The organism is Hymenobacter puniceus, assembly GCF_014333525.1.
In the GTDB taxonomy this organism is placed as follows: domain Bacteria; phylum Bacteroidota; class Bacteroidia; order Cytophagales; family Hymenobacteraceae; genus Hymenobacter.
This window is the reverse complement of sequence record NZ_JACSCX010000002.1, coordinates 201,025-218,501: the sequence shown is the minus strand read 5'-3', so window position 1 is coordinate 218,501 and position 17,477 is coordinate 201,025. Positions and strand designations below refer to the sequence as shown.

The following is a 17,477-nucleotide window of genomic DNA, read 5'->3' as shown; positions in this document are numbered from 1 at the left end:
GCAAATCCGACACATATAGAAGCGTCTTGTTATTGGATGACTACTAACCATCCATATAAACGACCTCAGCAACGACAAGACGCAAATATGCGTCTCTACAGGCATTAAAACCTGCTTCACCGCACATAACATCCAACTAAATTATTTAGCCATACGCCTCTAATACATCACTAATTTTCTACTAATATAATTAGCATTTGCCAAAATCATTCGCTTACTTGGCATCGTAATCAACTGCCATTGCTATGACTGATTTTGCTTATGCCTACGCCCGGCCGTCGGCGCTGGAAACGGGACCCGAGGGCCAGGCGCTGCTGTTGTCGGCCTTTGCGGAAAACGCTGCTGATGCAGCCGGTACGGCCTGCTTTTTCCGCGGCCGTTTGCGCGACTCCTGGCTGGCGGCGCGGGGCCTGAGCACCCTGGCCAAAGTGGTGGCCGCCCGCTTCGTGCCCCAGAGCGCCGTGCTGCGCGACCCAATTGTGACGGCCGGGGCCGGGCGGCTGCGATTTGAGGCGTTTTCCTCGTGCAATGGTGTGTACGCCCGCCTCGATTTGGGCCCCGAGGCGCTGGACGGCGAGTTTCTGTGCAGCGGCACCACCAACGTCGATTTCAACGAGCCCATGGTAAATGCGCTGGCCCGCATTTCGCGCACCGAGCCGGTGCTGCTGTCGGTGGGCGAGCAGGAAGTGGTGCTGGAGCGGGCCGCAGGGCGCGTGACCGAGCGCAAAGTGGCGCTGCCGGAACGCTGGATCAAGGGCCTGACCACCGTGCAGGGCTACCTGGCCCAGATGGAGGAAAAGCTGCGTCTCACCCGCCTGCAGGCCGTGCAGCTGGTGCAGAGCCTGCCCGCTGGCACCGCCCGCACCGATTTTTTTCTGGTACTGCGCGGCCCCCGGCCCAGCTTTGCGGCCGTGGCCAGCCCCGGCGCGGTGCGGGTGGGCGGCGTGCACCGGCTGCGGCTTCTGGAAGGTCTGCTGCCGCTGTGCGAGGCCCTACGCGTGTACGCCACGCCCAGCGGGCAGGCGGCCGCCTTCGTGCTGGAGTTGGGCGGCGGGCAGCAGTTTGTGCTGGCGTTGTCGGCGGATGCGTGGCGCGGGTTTTCGGGTGAGGGCAACCAGCTGGAAACCCTGGCCGAGGAGCTGTCCGCCGAGTGGGTGGCCGGGGCCAACGCTCTGTTTCGGGGCAACGAAACCTTCAACCCCACCCTGTTTGCCCTGAAGCACGGCCTCGCCCCCGACACCGTGGACCGCCTTTGTGCCAGCCTCTCGGCCATGGGCCTGCTGGGCTTCGACCTGCTCGAAAACCAGTATTTCTACCGCCGCCTGCCCTTCAAAACCCAGCGCATCCTCAGCCTAAACCCACGCCTGAAAAACGCCCGTGCCCTGCTCTCAGCCGCCGACGACGTGCAGCTGGTAAGCATCGGCCCCGAGGGCCGCACAGAGGCCCGGGTGCGCGGTACCGGCGTGTGGTACACGGTGCTGGTGGGCGGCCCCGAGCCGGCCCGCTGCACCTGCCCCTGGTACAGTGGCCATCAGGGCCAGCGCGGCCCCTGCAAGCACGTACTGGCCGCCCAGCTGCGCTTCGTGCAGAGCTAGCGGCCATTGAATTCAGCCTTTATCCATTTTCTACCCTCCGTTATTCTTTCTCCGGCTATGACCACCATCGAAACTTTCGAGCACATTATTCGCCGCCAGAAACCGGCGCAGTTGGTGCCTTTTCTGCTACAGCTGCCCAAAAATGAAGTAGTGGCAGTCCGGAAGAAAACCCGGCAGCTGCAGCGGGAGCTGGAGCAGTTTCGCGACCTGGGCGGCGGCAGCTGGGGCCGGACCAGCACGCCGGAGCAGCTGCTGATGCTCTTGCTGGCCGGCCTGCGCACCTACTCCCGCAAGGAGGCCCTGAGTGCCAGCTTCCGCATCTGGGAGCTGCAGGCGCAGGACATGCCCCATTTCTGGGCCGTATTGGAGCACACCCGCCCCGATTGGCTGGCCGACTTTTACGCCCTGCGGGCCGACCGCAACAGCTGGGACCGGCCGTCGTACGCGCTGCTGCGGGAGCTGGAAAGCCGGCAGTTGCTAACCCACCAGCCCCGCCTGTTTGCGCACGCGCTGCCAGGGCTGGTTTCGGAGCTGGGCACAGAGCTAAGCCGCCTCACGCTGGTGCCGGCCAACGCTACCGCCGCCACGGCGGCCCGCATGGCCGCCGACCCTGTGCTGCTGGCCCGCGACCTGCCGCTGCTGTTCGACTACGACACCGCCGCCGACGGCCATCAGGGCCACGTGCAGCCGCCCATGACCCCGAAAGACCAGCTAAACGCGCTCAGCCAATACGCCTGGCAGCACTGGGAAACGCGGCACCCGCGCCAGATTGTAACCTGGCTGGACGTGCTGCTGGAGCTGGAGCGCACCGGCCACCTGCAGCGCGCCGACCTGCTCAGCCGCTGTCTGCTGGCGCTGCGCCGCGACTTCCGCCGCCCGCTCCTGACATGGTTTAAAAACCTGTTTCTGGGCCTGAACCCAACGCTGGCGGAGCGGCTGGCTCACCAGACCGACTTGGTAGACCTGCTGGCCCACCCGCTGCCGCTGGTTGTCAACTTCGCGCTCAACCAGCTCAAGGACCTCTGGGCCCATCCTGACTTCGCGCCTACTCCGCCGCTGCTTTACGCCGAAAGTCTGCTCACCCGCCAGGATATAAAAACCGGTATCCGCGCCCTGTTCGCTGGGCTGGAAAAGCTGCTGAAGCGCGACGCCGCGGTGGCTCCTGCCCTGGCGGCGCTGGCTTCCACGGCCCTCGCCCACGCCGATGCAGCCATTCAGGAGCGCGCCGCCAAGCTGCTGAAAACGCTGCTCAGTGCCGTCAAACCCCTGCTCACGGCCACCGAAGCCGCCGACACCATAGCTGGCCTCTGCCTCTACGCCGACCTGCTGGCCCCAGCTGCCCGCCTCCTGCTCTCCCCCTACCTGCCGCTGGAAGACGATGATTCGTCTTCCAGCGCGGCTGTTTCCTACGTGCCGCAAAACGGCTTCGTACCCGATATTTCAGCGGCCACGGCTATTGCGCCGGTGCGCGACTGGCACGACTTGCTGTTCCTGACCGGACAGGTGGTGCAGCAGCGCCAACCGGCCGACGTGGAGCGCTGGCTGGATGGCCTGCTGCGCCTGCGCGGCCAGTTTCCAGCCGACTATGCCCGGCAGCTGCACCCCTATCTGGTGCAGGCGCTGCCCTGGGTGCTGCAGGGCAAGTCGGAGGACGAGACGCGGGCGGCGCTGCTTTCGTTTTCCTTCGGCAACCACAACGGGCAGCAGGAGCTGCTGCTGGCCCTGCTTATGAGCTGGTACCTGGGGTTTCCGCACCTGAAAGTGCCGCAGGTGTCCTTGAGCTCCGCCCAGTACCACCACCCCGACCCGTTACTGCGCGTGGAGCAGCAGCGCCTGGCCGCCGTGGAAGAAGCGCTGTGGGCTTTTGCCGCGCCCTTGCCGCTGCTCAGCACCCCCACCCACGCGCCGCACTGGGTGGCACCCTCCGCGCTGGTGCAAAAGCTGCTGGACTATGAGGCTGCCGGCCAGGAGCCCAATTCCGCCGACCTGTGTCTAGCACTGGCCCGCACCGCCGTAGCCGCCCCCGCCGACGTAGCCGCGGCCCGCCGCCTGCTGCCCCTATTCCAAAACTCCGACCTGTGCCAGCTGCTGACTTCGTTTCTGGGTCCTCCCGCAGCGGAGGTAGCGTTGCCGGCTACCGTACCGAAGCCGCCGCAGCGCCGGTTTTCCGGTCGTCTGGCCCAGCTCATCCCGTTTCTGCGCAGCACTATTCCACCGGCCAGTAGTCCGAACTGTACTACCGAGCTACCTTGGCTGTGGGCCGTGGCGGCCCGCACTCGTCAGCCCCACGCCACACTGCCGGCCCTGCAGCCCTACGCTCAGCATCCCGGCCTCGGCACTCCCTGGCGGCCTACCTGGAAGATTGAGCAGAACTCGCACACCTACAAACAGCTCTGGAACAAGGCCAAGCCTGAAGTCACGGAGCACTGGCAGGAGTTGGTGCTGGACACAGCGGAGCCCAGGCAGCCACTGCCCTCCAACCTGCTGCTGTATTCGCTGCACGCCAGCGTGGCGGCCCGCAACCACTATTCGTTGTGGGCTACGGCCGCCGACCTGCCCTTTCTGCTCACGCTGCTGCCCAACCACCCCGATCCGCTGTACTGGCACCTGATCCGCATCGGCTGCCGCACCGCGGGCAAAGACACGTCGTCGCAGGACGCCGTGCGGGTGCTGCTGCACAGCCTGCTGCAGCCGGGCCCCACGTACACGGAGGCCGCCACGCTGCTGCTGGCACTGGGCCTGACCCACGCCGCGCCGGGCTGCCGGGCACTAGCCCTGGAAGTGCTGCTGGCCGCCATCGGGGCTGGCCGACTGGTGCCGGTGGCGCTGGGAAGCGTACTGGGCCAGCTGTTGGCCTCAGAGTTCGTGCCCATGCAGCGCCTCACCGATGGCCTAACCCAGGCTCGCGCCATTAGTGCGCTGGTAGATGATGCTGTGCACCAGTTGCTGGATAGCCTGTTGCCACTGCTGCCGGCCGCTCCCCTGCGCAACACCCGCAAGCTAATCGAGGCCTACGCCGACGTGCAGGGCCGCAGCCGGCAGGCAGTACCGGAAGAGGTGCAGCAGAAGCTATGCGCCTGGAGCAATTCCGGCACCCTGAAAAAAGCCACGGCTACTCTGCTGAGCGCCTAACTTATGCGTTGACGGCGCGTATCTGCATCGGTCTGGTTTCACGTATTTTTTGCCGCATGAAAGCGTTTTGGCTTACGGTTGCTATGGGTTGTTTTCCGCTGATGCTGCACGCGCAAGGCGCCCCGTTTTCCATCTACACCAATACCATTCCGAATTCCACGCCCAGCGACCTGCAAGAGAAAACCATCAGGCTGGACAATGGCGGCATCCGGGTTTCTGATGTGGTGCAGCCGACGCTGCAGGTGTTTCGGCCAGCCAAGGACAAAGCCAACGGTACGGCCGTCATCATCTGCCCCGGCGGCGGCTACGTGCGGCTGTCTATGGATAACGAAGGCTCGGATGTAGCCAAGCAGCTCACCGAAATGGGCATCACCGCCTTCGTGCTCAAATACCGCCTGCCCAACGACCAGTCGCAGCCCGACAAAACCATTGCGCCGCTGCAGGACGCGCAACAGGCCATCCGGCTGGTACGCCAGCGGGCCGCCGAGTTCGGCATCAACCCAGCCCGCGTCGGCATGATGGGCTTTTCTGCTGGTGGGCACTTGGCTTCCACGGCCGGCACGCACTTCGCCCAGCCGGTAGGTGCGGTTACTGATGCCACTTCGGTACGGCCCGACTTTCTGATGCTGCTGTATCCGGTTATCAGTTTCGCGGATAGCCTGGCCCACGCCGGCTCACGGCGCAGCTTGCTTGGCCCCACGCCTACCCCCGACCAGATTCGGCTGTATTCCAACGAGCAGCAGGTAACTGCTCAAACACCGCCCACCTTCCTGGTGCACGCCGCCGACGATAAAACGGTGCGCGTACAGAACAGCCTGCGCTTTTACGAGGCCTGCCTGCGCCACAATGTACCCGCGGAAATGCACCTCTACCCAAAAGGCGGCCATGGCTTCGGCCTTCACAACAAAACCACCAAGGACAACTGGATTGAACGGCTGCAGAATTGGCTTGACGCCAACGGCTGGCTTACGCCGTAGTTCTCGGCAACTCTCGGCGCTACCATGCGTCGGCGGATTCGGTACCATCCCACCATACCTCAGTGCCAGCCGGAACTGGTTCTATTCCCGGCTCAGCCAGCAGCAAAGCGCGAACTTCCAGGGAGCCGGCACGGGCTATTTCCTCTACGCTGGCCACCAACGCCGCGGTGTGGCCACCAGCATAGCGCAAGCCCAGTTGCAGGTGTGTGTGCAGGGCCAGCCCAAACAGGGCTTCCGGAGCAGTTTCCGGTAAAAGTAACATCCCAAGGCCGGGCAGCGAAAAACTTTTTGCTACTCGAAAGAGTAATTTTTCTTTCATGGCTGTTACTACGCAAAAACCTGCTTCCTTGTCAGCTGAACCCGCATTTATGCCCTTCTCAATAGTAGTAGGCCGGTTGAGTGCCGTCTACCGGTAACCTGAACCTGGGGCAGGCTCTGTTCGTATTGGCATGGTGCTTGTAATTCTCTTCTCGAAACCGGGTCACAAGCCCTTCGAACTTTAAACCTACCTGTCATGAAAAAGGCCAGTTTGCTTCTCGCATTTGTGATGTTCTTCACCACCATCCTCAGCGGTTTTGCTCAAGACCGCAAAATCAGTTCCAGCGCTAAAGGCGCGGTGATTGGTGGCTTGGGTGGCGCTGCTGCCGGTGCTCTTATCAACAAGCGTAACCGCGTAGTAGGTGGCGCAGTAGGCGGTGCAGCCGGTGGCGCCATCGGTTACACCATTGGCCGCAACGCCGACAACAAGCGCCGTGCTGAAGCTGCCCGCGTAGCTGCCGCCCGCCGGGCCGAAGCACGCCGTGTTGCAGCTTACCGTGCCGGTGTAGCCAAGGGCAATGCCGTTGCTCGGGCTAACGCCAACAACAACGCTATGGCAGCTACTGCCGCTGCAGCTGGCACGCCTTCCATGATGAACAGTTTGGCACCTGCTGCTTCGAGCCCTTCGGCTTTTGCGTCTAGCACCGGCTACTTGCCTAACGAGTCGTACGGCGACCGTAACGCGGCTTATCCTTCTTCGGAAGTACGTCGCAAGAGTTGGTAGTCCTTCTGCGGCTGCTGCAACGAAAACCCAGGTCATTGTACCTGGGTTTTCTGTTACTTCGTCCTGCATTCTTTGCATCTCCGCTCTGTTCTCTCCGTTTTCTTACCAAAACCTGTTCTCATGAAACCCTTCTTTGGCCTTCTGCTCGGGGGCGCTCTATTAGCCTCCTGCTCTAAAACAGCTTCTGAAACCGCCGCCGTGAACGTGCAGACGCTCAATCAGCAGTTTATTGGTGCCTGGAACGCGAAGAACACATTGCAAATTGACTCGTTGCTGGCCGACGACATTCAGTACGCACAAGGGTCCACGCGTTTCAACGGCAAGTCGGAAGTAGCCGATAAGTGGGTGCGCGCTACCATGGGCACAATTTCTGACCTTAAGCTCTATGCCACTTCCACTGGCTCCGATGCGGCCATGGCGTACGAAGCTGGTACGTTTTCCACGGAAGTTTTGCCTGAAACGCCCGGCCAGCCCCGCGGCGAGGGCGAAGGCAACTTTATTCTGCTTTGGAAAAAGAACGCCAAAAACGCCTGGAAGCTCAGCTATGTGCAGCTCGAAGGCCTGCCCGTGAAGGTGGCCAACTAGGAACGCTCTTTTTTGCAAAAGCCCGCTATGCATAGCTGCCTAGCGGGCTTTTGTATGTAACGCCGTTGGATTTGTTGACTTATCAATCTAACAAATGCTACATCTTATATAATTAATTTAATATTTTTTATTACGTTTATACGGTATTCACATTTCTCTACTCGCTCTATGAAACGTTTGCTCTTATGCGTTAGCTTGTTGCTGGCCCTGGCTGCCCCACCCGCCACGGCCCAAACCACCAAGGCCAACTCCCAGCCAGCTCTGATTGACCGGGACCTGCTATTCGGCGACCCCGAAATTTCCGGTGCTCAGCTTTCCCCGGATGGCAGATTCCTGTCGTTTATCAAGCCCTACAATGGCACCCGTAACCTGTGGGTGAAAGGGCTGAAGGAGCCTTTCGATAAGGCCCGTGTAATGACCAATGATCAGGCCCGGCCGGTGCGTGCCTACTTCTGGAGCCGCGACGGCAAATACCTGCTATACAGCCAAGACAAAGGCGGCGACGAGAACTTCAACATCTACGCCGTGAACCCGGCCGAGGCGCCCGCCGCCGGCCAGCCCGTGCCCGCCGCCCGCGACCTGACCGGCCTGAAAGGCGTGCGGGTGCAGATCATCAATGCGCCCCTCTCCGACCCCAACACGCTCTACATCGGCCTCAATGACCGGGACAAAGCCTGGCATGACCTCTACAAGCTCAACCTGACCACCGGTGAAAAAACCCTGGTGCGCCAGAATACTGACCGGCTCGGGGCCTGGGTGTTTGACTGGAACGACCAGCTCCGACTGGCTTCCCGCTCCAACCCCGACGGCAGCACCGAGTGGCTGCGCGTGGAAGGTGAGAAGATGACGCCATTCTACAAAACCTCTATTGACGAGCAAAGCAGCGTGGTAGGCTTTGCCAAAGACAACCGCCGCGTGTACGTTGCCACCAACCAGGGCCAGGGCCGCAACCTGGCCGAAATTGTGCTGCTGGACCCTGCTACCGGAAAAGAGGAAGTATACCAGGCCGACCCACAGAAACGTGTGGATGTAGGCGGGCTGGTGCTGTCGGAGAAAACCCACGAGCCGGTATTTGTGAGCTTCGAGGACGACCGGATGCGCCGTGTGTGGAAAGACAAGGCGTTTGAGGCCGACTTCCAGAAAGCCAGCGCCCAGCTGCCGAGCCTTGATGTACGGCCCACCTCGAACACCACCGATGAGCGGCTGTGGCTGCTCTCGGCCAGCTCGGCCACCCAGCCGGCCGTGGTGTATCTCTATGACCGCCAAACCAAGCAGCTCACCAAGCAATACGAAACCCGCCCCCAACTCAAATCAGCTGACCTGGCCGATATGAAAGTGGTGCGCTACAAGTCATCGGATGGGCTGGAAATCTCGGCTTACCTGACGTTGCCCAAGGGCATGGCAGCCAAGAACCTGCCGGTTGTTATTTTCCCTCACGGTGGCCCCTGGGCCCGCGACGTGTACGGTTTCAACGCTTACCATCAGTTTCTGGCCAACCGTGGCTACGCAGTGCTTTCGCCTAACTTCCGGGCCAGCACGGGTTTCGGCAAAAAATTTCTGGAAGCCGGCAACGGCGAGTGGGGCCGCAAAATGCAGGACGACCTCACCTGGGGCGTGAAATACCTGATTACCCAAGGCATTGCCGACCCGAAACGAGTAGGTATTATGGGCGGCTCGTATGGTGGCTATGCTACGCTGGCCGGCGTCACGTTTACGCCTGATCTGTACGCCGCGGGTGTGGCCATTGTAGCGCCTTCCAACCTGAGTACGCTGCTGGGTGCCATTCCGCCCTATTGGGAAGCCGGCCGCAAGCAGATGTACGCCCGCATGGCCGACCCCGGCACCGAGGCCGGCCGCGCCGAGCTGGCCCGTATGTCGCCGCTGACTTTGGCCGACAAAATTAAAACCCCGCTCATGGTGGTGCAGGGCGCCAACGACCCACGCGTCAACAAAGCCGAAGCCGACCAGATTGTAGTGGCCCTGCGCGACCGGAACTACCCTGTGCAGTACCTGCTCGCCCCCGATGAAGGCCACGGCTTTGCCCGCCCCGTGAACAACCTGGCCATGCTGGCGGCGGCCGAAAAATTCCTGGCCGAGCACCTGAAGGGCCGCTATCAGGAAAGCATGCCGCCAGCCGTAGCCAAACGCCTCCAGGAAATCACCGTGGACCCCAAAACAGTAACGCTGGCCAGCAAAGCAGCAGTGAAGTAGGCCAGAAACAATAAGGCAAACAGGCTCCTGCCGCAGTGGCAGGAGCCTGTTTGCCTTATTGTTTCTAGGACGTCATTCCGAGCTTGCCGAGGAAACTCGCGTGCTGACGTCACTTGGAAACAGAACGTCCTGCTGAGCTTGCCGAGGCACCTCTCCTGAGGGCACTTAATTTACTATCACAACGAGGCGGTAGAGATGCTTCGGCAAGCTCAGCAGGACAGATGCGGTTCTGACGATGCTAATGTTATACTATGCAACTACGCCTGCTGGCTTTCCAGGTATTCCTCGCCTTGCAGCACCGGCGCCATATTCCTCGACTCATCTTCAGTGAACAGCCGGGAGCGAATCAGGAACCGGACGCCGAGCGGAATTTCCAATGAGAAGCTGGCTCCGCGGCCTTTTGTAACATCTACTGTAAGCTGGGTGTGCTGCCAGTATTCGAACTGGCTGGTGCTCATGAAAAAGTCGCAGCCGTGGATCTGGCCCAGCCACACGTCGTTGCCGCCAATTCGGAACTCGCCCTTGGCAAAGCACATTGGCGAGGAACCGTCGCAGCAACCGCCGCTTTGATGGAACATCAGCGGGCCGTTTTCGTCGCGCAATAAATCAATAGTGGCTTCGGCAGCGGGCGTAACGAGGACGCGGGGAGTAGGTTCGGAAGCAGACATAAGGCGGACAGAATCAGTTGCAAAGCAGCCGGGGCAAGACGAGAAATGACGGCTTCAACGAGTGGAACCAGATGGCTTTCTAGGCGCGTACGTGTACACCGTGCCGGTGCGCAAATCCTGGGCCCGCAACCGCCCTTTTTTTAGGTCGGTCATGTTGTAGCGCACGTTATGGAGCGGATCGTAGTAGATAACCCACTGGCCGCTGCTGTCCTTCACGCCGCCACGGGCATCAATGTTGGGCATGGGCACCGGCATCGGCTGCGTGGACTCAACCACCTCATCTTGGTAAAGACCTTCTGTTTTCAGCAGAGTCCAGTCCGGGTTCTTCTGGCCCGGCACCGGCAGTTTCTGGGCCGAGGCAGCCGGGGCCGCAGCCACCGAAAGTAGCAGAGCAAACAAGGGTGCCTTCATAAGTAACATAGGTTGGCGGCGCGTATAGTTCTGAGGGGTACTAACAGGAAGACACAAACGTGCCGCAAAGCGTTGCAACCGCCACTGCTAACCATCTACGCAAATGGTGAGCTGCTGATTTGCCAGCCTTGGCCAGGCTTGCTTAACAGCAACTCACCATCTCATTTACGCAAGGTGAATCGGCTTAAAAGAAGCCCAGTTTCTGCTGGCTGTAGGAAATCAGCATGTTTTTGGTCTGCCGATAGTGGGCCAGCATCATCTTGTGGTTTTCGCGGCCGAAGCCCGAGGCCTTGTAGCCACCGAACGGCGCGCCGGCGGGGTAGTCGTGGTAGCAGTTCACCCATACGCGGCCAGCCTGAATGGCGCGCGGCATTGTGTACAGCTCGTGTGCGTCGCGGCTCCAGAGGCCGGCGCCGAGGCCGTAGAGCGTGTCGTTGGCCAGTTCAATAGCCTCGTCGTTGTCTTTGAACGTTGTCACGGACAGCACCGGGCCGAAGATTTCCTCCTGGAAAATCCGCATTTTATTGTGGCCGCGGAAGATGGTCGGCTGGATGTAATAGCCGTCAGTCAGCTCGTCGTACTCGTGGCTGGTGTGGGCCTCGCCACCGGTCAGCACCTCCGCACCTTCGGCCTTGCCAATTTCCAGGTAGCTCAGGATTTTCTCGTACTGGTCGTTGCTGGCCTGCGCGCCCATCATGGTTTCGGGGTCGAGCGGGTGGCCGAGCTTGATGGCTTTCACGCGCTCAATCAAACGCGGCATAAACTCGTCGTAGATGTCCTCGTGAACAAGCAGGCGCGACGGGCAGGTGCAGATTTCGCCTTGGTTCAGGGCAAACATAGCGGCTCCCTCCAGGCACTTATCCAGGAAATCGTCGTCGGCATCCATCACCGATTTGCAGAAGATATTCGGCGACTTGCCGCCCAGCTCCATGGTTACAGGGATGATGTTTTCGGCGGCGTACTGCAGAATCAGGCGGCCGGTGGTGGTTTCGCCGGTGAAGGCCACCTTCTGCACACGCTTGTTGCTGGCCAGCGGCTTGCCGGCTTCCAGCCCAAAGCCGTTCACGACGTTGATAACGCCGGCGGGTACCACATCCTGAATCAACTCCATCAGCACCATAATGGAAGCAGGCGTCTGCTCGGCGGGTTTTACTACCACGCAGCAGCCGGCGGCCAGCGCCGGGGCAAGCTTCCAGGTGGCCATCAGCAGCGGGAAGTTCCAGGGAATAATCTGCCCTACCACACCCAGCGGCTCCTGAATCACCAAGGACAGCGTGGTTTCATTCAGTTCCGTGGCCGAGCCTTCCTCGGCCCGGATGACGCCGGCAAAATAGCGGAAATGGTCGATGGCCAGCGGCAGGTCGGCGGCCATGGTTTCGCGGATGGCCTTGCCGTTTTCTACAGTCTCGACGGCGGCCAGGTGGGCCAGATTGGCTTCCATGATGTCGGCAATCTTGAGCAGCACGTTGCTGCGCGTGGTGGCCGATGCCTTACCCCAGGTTTTGAACGCCTCGTGCGCCGCATCCAGGGCCAGCTCAATATCTTCTTTGGTACTGCGGGCTACTTTGCAGAAGGCCTTGCCATCAATTGGGGAAGGATTATCGAAGTACTGGCCCTTTACCGGCGCGACCCACTTACCGCCAATAAAGTTGTCGTAGTGCGACTTGAATTTGGGGCGCTCAACAAGTGTGGTGGTTCTTTCCAGGGTTTCCATTGGCGAGAGTTTGGTGAGGTAAATTGATAAGCCAAGCTAGCTTCTCCGCACACTGGAACCATTGCAGTATTCTCGCAGAAAAACCACCTATTATCGCAACCTTGTAAGTACTCACTCACCACTTATGCAACTCTATGCCAGGCAGTCGGGTTAGTCTGCTACCGGTCGGGCTTCAGCACCATTGCTTTCTTTCCAAACTGTCATTAGCTTTAGCTGTTGCTGGTTTGTCTGGATGGTGGCTTTTAGCAGCTTCAGGCCTGTTCATCGTTCGTTCTACCTACTCGTTGCTATGCTGAACCACCTGCCTGCCCCCATTGCGCTGCGCCAGCCCGAGCAGCTCACCACGCTGGTGGAAAACCGGACGGTGTACTCGCTGGAGGCCTTCGAGCTCAACGTGTTTGAGACGCACCGCACCGCGCATCAGGTGCCGCTGAGCATGGGCCACGTGGTGCTGACCACCATGCTGCAGGGCAAAAAGGTAATGCACCTGGCGGGCCGGCCGGCCTTCGAGTACCTGCCCGGCGAATCGGTGATTGTGGGCGAGAATGAAACGATGGTGATTGACTTTCCAGAGGCTGACGAACACAACCCTACGCAGTGCCTGGCCGTGGCTATTCCCATCGAAACCATCCGCCAGACGGTGGATTTGCTGAACGAGGAGCAGCCTCGCGCCGAAGCCCACCTGCCCTGGCAGCTCGATACCACCGAACACGCCCATTTTCACAATACGCCTGAGCTGACCGGCACCCTGGAGCGCCTCGTGCAGCTGTCCCGTGACACCGGCCGAGTGAAGGACGTGCTGGCCAACTTCACAATCCAGGAGATGCTGGTACGCCTGATGCAGACCCAGGCCCGGCAGCTGCTGTTCCACAACTACCAGCAGCACGCCACCTCGCACCGCTTTGCGGCGGTGGTGCAGTACATCAAGCAGCACCTCACCGAGCAGATTACGGTGGAAAAGCTCTCGGAGCTGGCCTGTATGAGCAAGGCCACGTTTTTCCGCGTATTCAAGCGCGAGCTGGGCCTCACGCCCGTGGAGTTTATCATTCAGGAGCGCCTTTCCGAAGCCAAGCGCCTGCTGCGCAACCCGCTTTCCTCGGTCGCCGACGTATGCTTTCGGGCTGGCTTCAACAACACAGCCTACTTCCAGAAGCTGTTCAAACAGTACGAGGGCATCACGCCCGGCGTGTATAAGCGTCAGTGCGCGGCATAGGTGTCATCACTTAATTATAACTAAAGCTAGCGCCCCTCCTTGGAAAGGAGGGGCGCTAGCTTTAGCACCACTTATACCACAACCTTCTGCCCTGTTTCGCAGTTCTCTGCATTCATCTACGCCACGGCTGCCTGCCGTGGCGCTTTGCTTTTCATGAGAGAATCTGTGCAGGCGGGCGCCGTAATTGCGCCGGCTCCTACGCCGCTGGCCCCGGGCCTGGTCTGGCTGATGGCCGTTACCTGCGGCCTGGTGGTCGCCAATATCTATTATAACCAACCGCTGCTGGCCGAAATCGGGCGCACGTTTGGGTTGCGCGAAAGCCAGGTGAGTCTGGTGGCTACTGTCACGCAGGTGGGCTACACGCTGGGGCTGCTGTTTGTGGTGCCGCTCGGCGACAAGCGCGAACGGAAACAGCTGATACTGGGGTTGCTGCTGTGCGCGGCCGTGTGCCTGGCCGCCGCGGCGTATGCGCCTACCTTCGGCACGCTGGTAGCTGCCAGCTTGCTGATCGGGCTGTTTTCGGCTGTGCCGCAGCTACTGATTCCGATGGCTGCCTCCCTGGCTTCCGACGCCGACCGGGGCCGGGTGGTAGGCCGGGTGATGAGTGGTTTACTGATCGGGATTCTGGTGTCGCGCACCATTAGCGGCTATGTAGGCCTGCACTTCGGGTGGCGCACTATGTTCTGGACGGGCGCGGCCATTATGGTGCTGCTCACGGGCATTCTGGCCCGCATGCTGCCGCGCAACCAACCCACGTTTCAGGGCAGCTATGGCAGTTTGCTCCGCTCTTTGGGCACGCTGGCTGGCACGCTGCCGGTACTGCGCCGCTCGGCACTGGTGGGCGCCTGCATGTTCGGCGGCTTCAGCGCCTTCTGGACGGCGCTGGTGTTCTTTCTGGAAAGCGACGTTTACCACTACCACAGCGACGTTGCCGGCCTGTTCGGCCTCATCGGGGCCAGCGGCGCGCTGGCAGCATCCTTTGCCGGCAAATCAGCCGACACCAAGGGGCCAGACTATGCACTCAACCTCGGAATTCTCCTGTTTCTGGGAGCGTATCTGCTGCTGGGATTCGGCGGGACCTATCTGGTGGGGCTGGTGGTGGCCGTCGTCATCCTGGATGTGGGCCAGCAGATGACGCACATTTCCAACCAGACCCGCATCTTCATGCTGCTACCCGAAGCCCGCAGCCGCCTCAACACCGTCTACATGACCGGCTGCTTCATCGGCGCCTCCGCTGGCTCCTTCCTGGGCGGCCTCGCCTGGGACCATTTCCAGTGGCCCGGTGTGTGCAGCGTGGGATTGACATTCGGCGCGGTGGCGTACTTGGCGAATCGGTTTTACGGGCGGGGCGCTACGGCTTAGCGGATTCGCCGTAATACGCCCGTTCTGCTTCCGTCTGACTTCGGCCCTGCTTATCAAACAACAGCTTAAGCGTGGTTTCGAATACCGGAACCATAATGTCGGCGTACCAGCTCGCGGGCACCGTGGGCACATGCTTGTGCAGCTCAGCCAGAATGATGAGCCAATGCGGCGTCGATTCGGAAAGCGTCAGGCACGCCGCATCCGTCCAGAATAGGTCGAGGTAGATTTCGTCAGTGGTGTAGCAGTCTGTTTTGTAGCCAAAGGCAGCCTCCAGTTCTTGCCAGTTATACTCCTGCGGCAGCATATCCGGGTTTTCCAGCAGCGAAAAGCCGCCCTCAAAGAACTGAATCTGCTCCATTGCTTCTGCATCAAGTGCCTCGCGAATCTCACGCCCCAACTTGCTGCTCGGGGCCACAAACAGATTGCTGGGGGAGAGTAGTTGATAGAGCATGAACCCCCCACCCCCGCCAAAAAAGGCTATGCAAAACCAGAAGCCGAAGGAAGTGTAGGTTCCTTTCGTCCAGATTGCAGCGGCCACGAACAGAAAGCAGACGCCGATAACCCGGAGTTGTTTGGCCTTGCTTTCCCAGATAATCCTGCGGCCATTATATACCTCTGGCATACCCGCTACACTTCCAAGAGTTATGCCGCTACAGCCGCCCCATACACACCTGCAGACTCCCGCGCCAATGCGGAATGGTCACGCCCAGCGCGGTTTTCACTTTGGTTTTGTCCATCACGGAGAAGGCGGGGCGGGTGGCTTTGGTGGGATACTCGGCGGTGCGGATGGGCACGGTGCGGGTAGGCAGACCGCCCAGCTCGAAGATGGCCACCGCAAAGTCGTACCACGACGTGACACCCTCGTTGCTGTAGTGGTAGAGGCCATAGGCGGTGCTGCCGGTTTCAATGATGTGCAACAGCACGCCGGCCAGATCAATAGCGTAAGTAGGCGTGCCCAGCTGGTCCCAAATGACGCGCATTTCATCCCGCTCCTTGCCGAAGCGGAGCATGGTTTTCACAAAGTTGTTGGCGTACTCGGAGTAAAGCCAGCTGGTGCGCAGGATGAAATACCGCTCGGTGTGCTGCGGAATCACCTGCTCGCCTTCCAGCTTGGTGAGGCCGTATACGCTGATGGGCGCGGTTTCGTCGGTTTCCTGGAGGGGTTGGTTGCCGGTGCCGGCAAACACGAAATCGGTGCTGATGTGCAGCAGCGTGGTGCCGAACTCGCCACAGAGGCGAGCCAGGTTCTCGGCACCGTCACGGTTTACTTTGCGGGCTAAGTCTACTTCGTCTTCGGCCTTGTCTACGGCTGTGTACGCAGCACAATTGATGACGTAGGCGGGCCGGTGCTCCGCGAAAACAGCTTGCAGCGTTTCGGTGTTAAGGATGTTGGCCTGCTCCTCTGGCAGGAAAACGAGGCCGGACAGATTGCGTTCCTGGGCAACGTGCTGCAGGCATTGGCCGAGTTGGCCGGCGCCACCGAAGACGAGAGTACTAGACATATAATAACGACGAGGAGCAGAATGAGGCCGCAAATTACGTGTTTCCGGCCGCCCTCCTATTCGCTTTCTGCAGGGGCCGCACCCAGCGCCGGGCCGCCGGGCTGCACCGGGCGCTTGTTCTGGATGGGCCGGAAAGGCTGCTCGCGCGGCTGCTTTTCGCTGAGGTAGCGCCAGTAGCGTAGCGGCATGTGGCGGCGGTGCAGCTTCATATTCTTGCGCTCCGGGATGTTCACATGGTCGAAGTACGACTGCCAGAGCAGCTTGAACAGCGGCTCCCGCTCATCCAGCACTGTGGCCGATACGCTGGTAGTGCGCTGCGGCGCGGCGCTTTCAAATTCCACCACGTCGGTGCGGGTGAGGTCGTAGTAGAGGCCGTAGCGGCGGCGCTTATCGAATATCAGCCAGCGCTGGTCGGCGTAGCGCTTGGTAAAGTGCGGCGCGATAAGCGGCAGCACGTCGAAATCGGGGTCAATGGTGGCGTGAAACAGGCCATCCTGGGTTTTCTCGAAGCGCACGAAAGCCTCCATGCGGTGCTTTTCGCGGTACATCTGCTGGGCCAGGCGCTGCACGCGGCGCACGTTGTCGTCGGAATAATTTTCGGAGATGTCGCGGCCGGCGCGCATGGCCAGGTCGGCGTAGCGGAAGACCAGCATTTCCCGGTCGGGCTGCTCACTCAGAAACACGTGAAATAGCCGGGTGCGCGCATCTTTATCCATGTAGCGCAGCAGGCCGTCCCAGACGCGGGCGGCAGCCGTTTCGTCGGTGTCAACTTCTACGGGCAGCACGAACAGGCCACCCTGCACCGCCCCCACCGGCTGAATGGAATTAGGCGCCGCCTTGCGGTCATAAACCTGAAAGATTACAGTCAGCAAGCCCTCAAACGAGCCATCATACGCATAATTCAGTGGCGGATTGCTAAGCTGGGGCGCACCGGGGCGAGACGCCTTAGCGCCGGTAGCAGCGGCAGCCGTGCGGTTGGCGTGAGGAACAGGCGCAAGGGAACGGCTCATCAACGGAAATCTGGAAAAGAGTTGGTAGAGTTTAATCGGAGTGGCACTCCGTTCT

General features: G+C 60.6%; 15 protein-coding genes. 8 read left to right on the top strand and 7 right to left on the bottom strand.

Features of this window, described 5'->3' with window-relative positions; all coding sequences use genetic code 11:
- The first annotated feature begins 245 nt into the window (after window positions 1-245).
- The 3 genes from H8B14_RS06040 to H8B14_RS06030 all read left to right on the top strand — a co-directional run bounded on the left by H8B14_RS06040 (window position 246) and on the right by H8B14_RS06030 (window position 5,704).
- Window positions 246-1,595 carry an SWIM zinc finger family protein gene (locus H8B14_RS06040; RefSeq protein ID WP_187314725.1) on the top strand — a complete coding sequence of 450 codons (1,350 nt, stop codon included), beginning with the start codon at window positions 246-248 and terminating at the stop codon, window positions 1,593-1,595.
- Between the two features lie 57 nt (window positions 1,596-1,652).
- Window positions 1,653-4,727, top strand: coding sequence for a DUF6493 family protein (locus H8B14_RS06035; protein ID WP_187314724.1), 3,075 nt, complete (start codon window positions 1,653-1,655; stop codon window positions 4,725-4,727).
- Between the two features lie 101 nt (window positions 4,728-4,828).
- On the top strand, window positions 4,829-5,704 hold the full coding sequence (locus H8B14_RS06030) for an alpha/beta hydrolase (protein WP_261989921.1): 876 nt from the start codon (window positions 4,829-4,831) through the stop codon (window positions 5,702-5,704).
- Window positions 5,705-5,723: 19 nt separating this feature from the next.
- Here H8B14_RS06030 and H8B14_RS06025 read toward each other — a convergent pair whose 3' ends face one another.
- A complete protein-coding gene (locus H8B14_RS06025) occupies window positions 5,724-5,966 on the bottom strand; it encodes a hypothetical protein (RefSeq protein ID WP_187314722.1) in 243 nt (80 codons plus the stop codon).
- 252 nt (window positions 5,967-6,218) lie between these two features.
- Here H8B14_RS06025 and H8B14_RS06020 point away from each other — a divergent pair, with 252 nt between their 5' ends.
- The 3 genes from H8B14_RS06020 to H8B14_RS06010 all read left to right on the top strand — a co-directional run bounded on the left by H8B14_RS06020 (window position 6,219) and on the right by H8B14_RS06010 (window position 9,542).
- Window positions 6,219-6,746, top strand: a complete 528-nt coding sequence (locus tag H8B14_RS06020; protein WP_187314721.1) for a glycine zipper 2TM domain-containing protein — start codon at window positions 6,219-6,221, stop codon at window positions 6,744-6,746.
- A gap of 120 nt (window positions 6,747-6,866) precedes the next feature.
- Window positions 6,867-7,331: a DUF4440 domain-containing protein gene (locus tag H8B14_RS06015; RefSeq protein ID WP_187314720.1), complete on the top strand. Its 465-nt coding sequence runs from the start codon at window positions 6,867-6,869 to the stop codon at window positions 7,329-7,331.
- A 168-nt stretch (window positions 7,332-7,499) separates the two neighbouring features.
- Window positions 7,500-9,542 (top strand): S9 family peptidase, encoded by a 2,043-nt coding sequence (locus H8B14_RS06010; protein ID WP_187314719.1) that lies wholly within the window; start codon window positions 7,500-7,502, stop codon window positions 9,540-9,542.
- Between the two features lie 257 nt (window positions 9,543-9,799).
- On the opposite strand, the gene H8B14_RS06005 is transcribed toward H8B14_RS06010, so the two are convergent.
- From H8B14_RS06005 to H8B14_RS05995, 3 genes are all read right to left on the bottom strand, one after another.
- On the bottom strand, window positions 9,800-10,210 hold the full coding sequence (locus tag H8B14_RS06005; RefSeq protein WP_187314718.1) for a DUF779 domain-containing protein: 411 nt from the start codon (window positions 10,208-10,210) through the stop codon (window positions 9,800-9,802).
- 54 nt (window positions 10,211-10,264) lie between these two features.
- Complete coding sequence (locus tag H8B14_RS06000; RefSeq protein WP_187314717.1) at window positions 10,265-10,621, bottom strand: hypothetical protein; 357 nt, start codon at window positions 10,619-10,621, stop codon at window positions 10,265-10,267.
- A gap of 184 nt (window positions 10,622-10,805) precedes the next feature.
- Window positions 10,806-12,335: an aldehyde dehydrogenase family protein gene (locus H8B14_RS05995; protein ID WP_187314716.1), complete on the bottom strand. Its 1,530-nt coding sequence runs from the start codon at window positions 12,333-12,335 to the stop codon at window positions 10,806-10,808.
- A 289-nt stretch (window positions 12,336-12,624) separates the two neighbouring features.
- Here H8B14_RS05995 and H8B14_RS05990 point away from each other — a divergent pair, with 289 nt between their 5' ends.
- Both H8B14_RS05990 and H8B14_RS05985 read left to right on the top strand, forming a co-directional pair.
- Window positions 12,625-13,548 carry an AraC family transcriptional regulator gene (locus tag H8B14_RS05990; protein WP_187314715.1) on the top strand — a complete coding sequence of 308 codons (924 nt, stop codon included), beginning with the start codon at window positions 12,625-12,627 and terminating at the stop codon, window positions 13,546-13,548.
- Between the two features lie 153 nt (window positions 13,549-13,701).
- Window positions 13,702-14,910, top strand: coding sequence for an MFS transporter (locus H8B14_RS05985; protein ID WP_261989920.1), 1,209 nt, complete (start codon window positions 13,702-13,704; stop codon window positions 14,908-14,910).
- Here H8B14_RS05985 and H8B14_RS05980 read toward each other — a convergent pair.
- The 3 genes from H8B14_RS05980 to H8B14_RS05970 all read right to left on the bottom strand — a co-directional run bounded on the left by H8B14_RS05980 (window position 14,900) and on the right by H8B14_RS05970 (window position 17,422).
- Complete coding sequence (locus H8B14_RS05980; protein ID WP_187314714.1) at window positions 14,900-15,361, bottom strand: hypothetical protein; 462 nt, start codon at window positions 15,359-15,361, stop codon at window positions 14,900-14,902. The two genes, H8B14_RS05985 and H8B14_RS05980, sit on opposite strands and share 11 nt — an antisense overlap.
- 199 nt (window positions 15,362-15,560) lie before the next feature.
- Entirely contained in the window at window positions 15,561-16,412 is an 852-nt protein-coding gene (gene rfbD, locus H8B14_RS05975) for a dTDP-4-dehydrorhamnose reductase (protein ID WP_187314713.1), read from the bottom strand.
- A 56-nt stretch (window positions 16,413-16,468) separates the two neighbouring features.
- The gene (locus tag H8B14_RS05970; protein WP_187314712.1) at window positions 16,469-17,422 is read right to left on the bottom strand and encodes a TIGR03915 family putative DNA repair protein; all 954 of its coding nucleotides are present in this window, start codon (window positions 17,420-17,422) and stop codon (window positions 16,469-16,471) included.
- Between the last annotated feature and the right edge of the window lie 55 nt (window positions 17,423-17,477).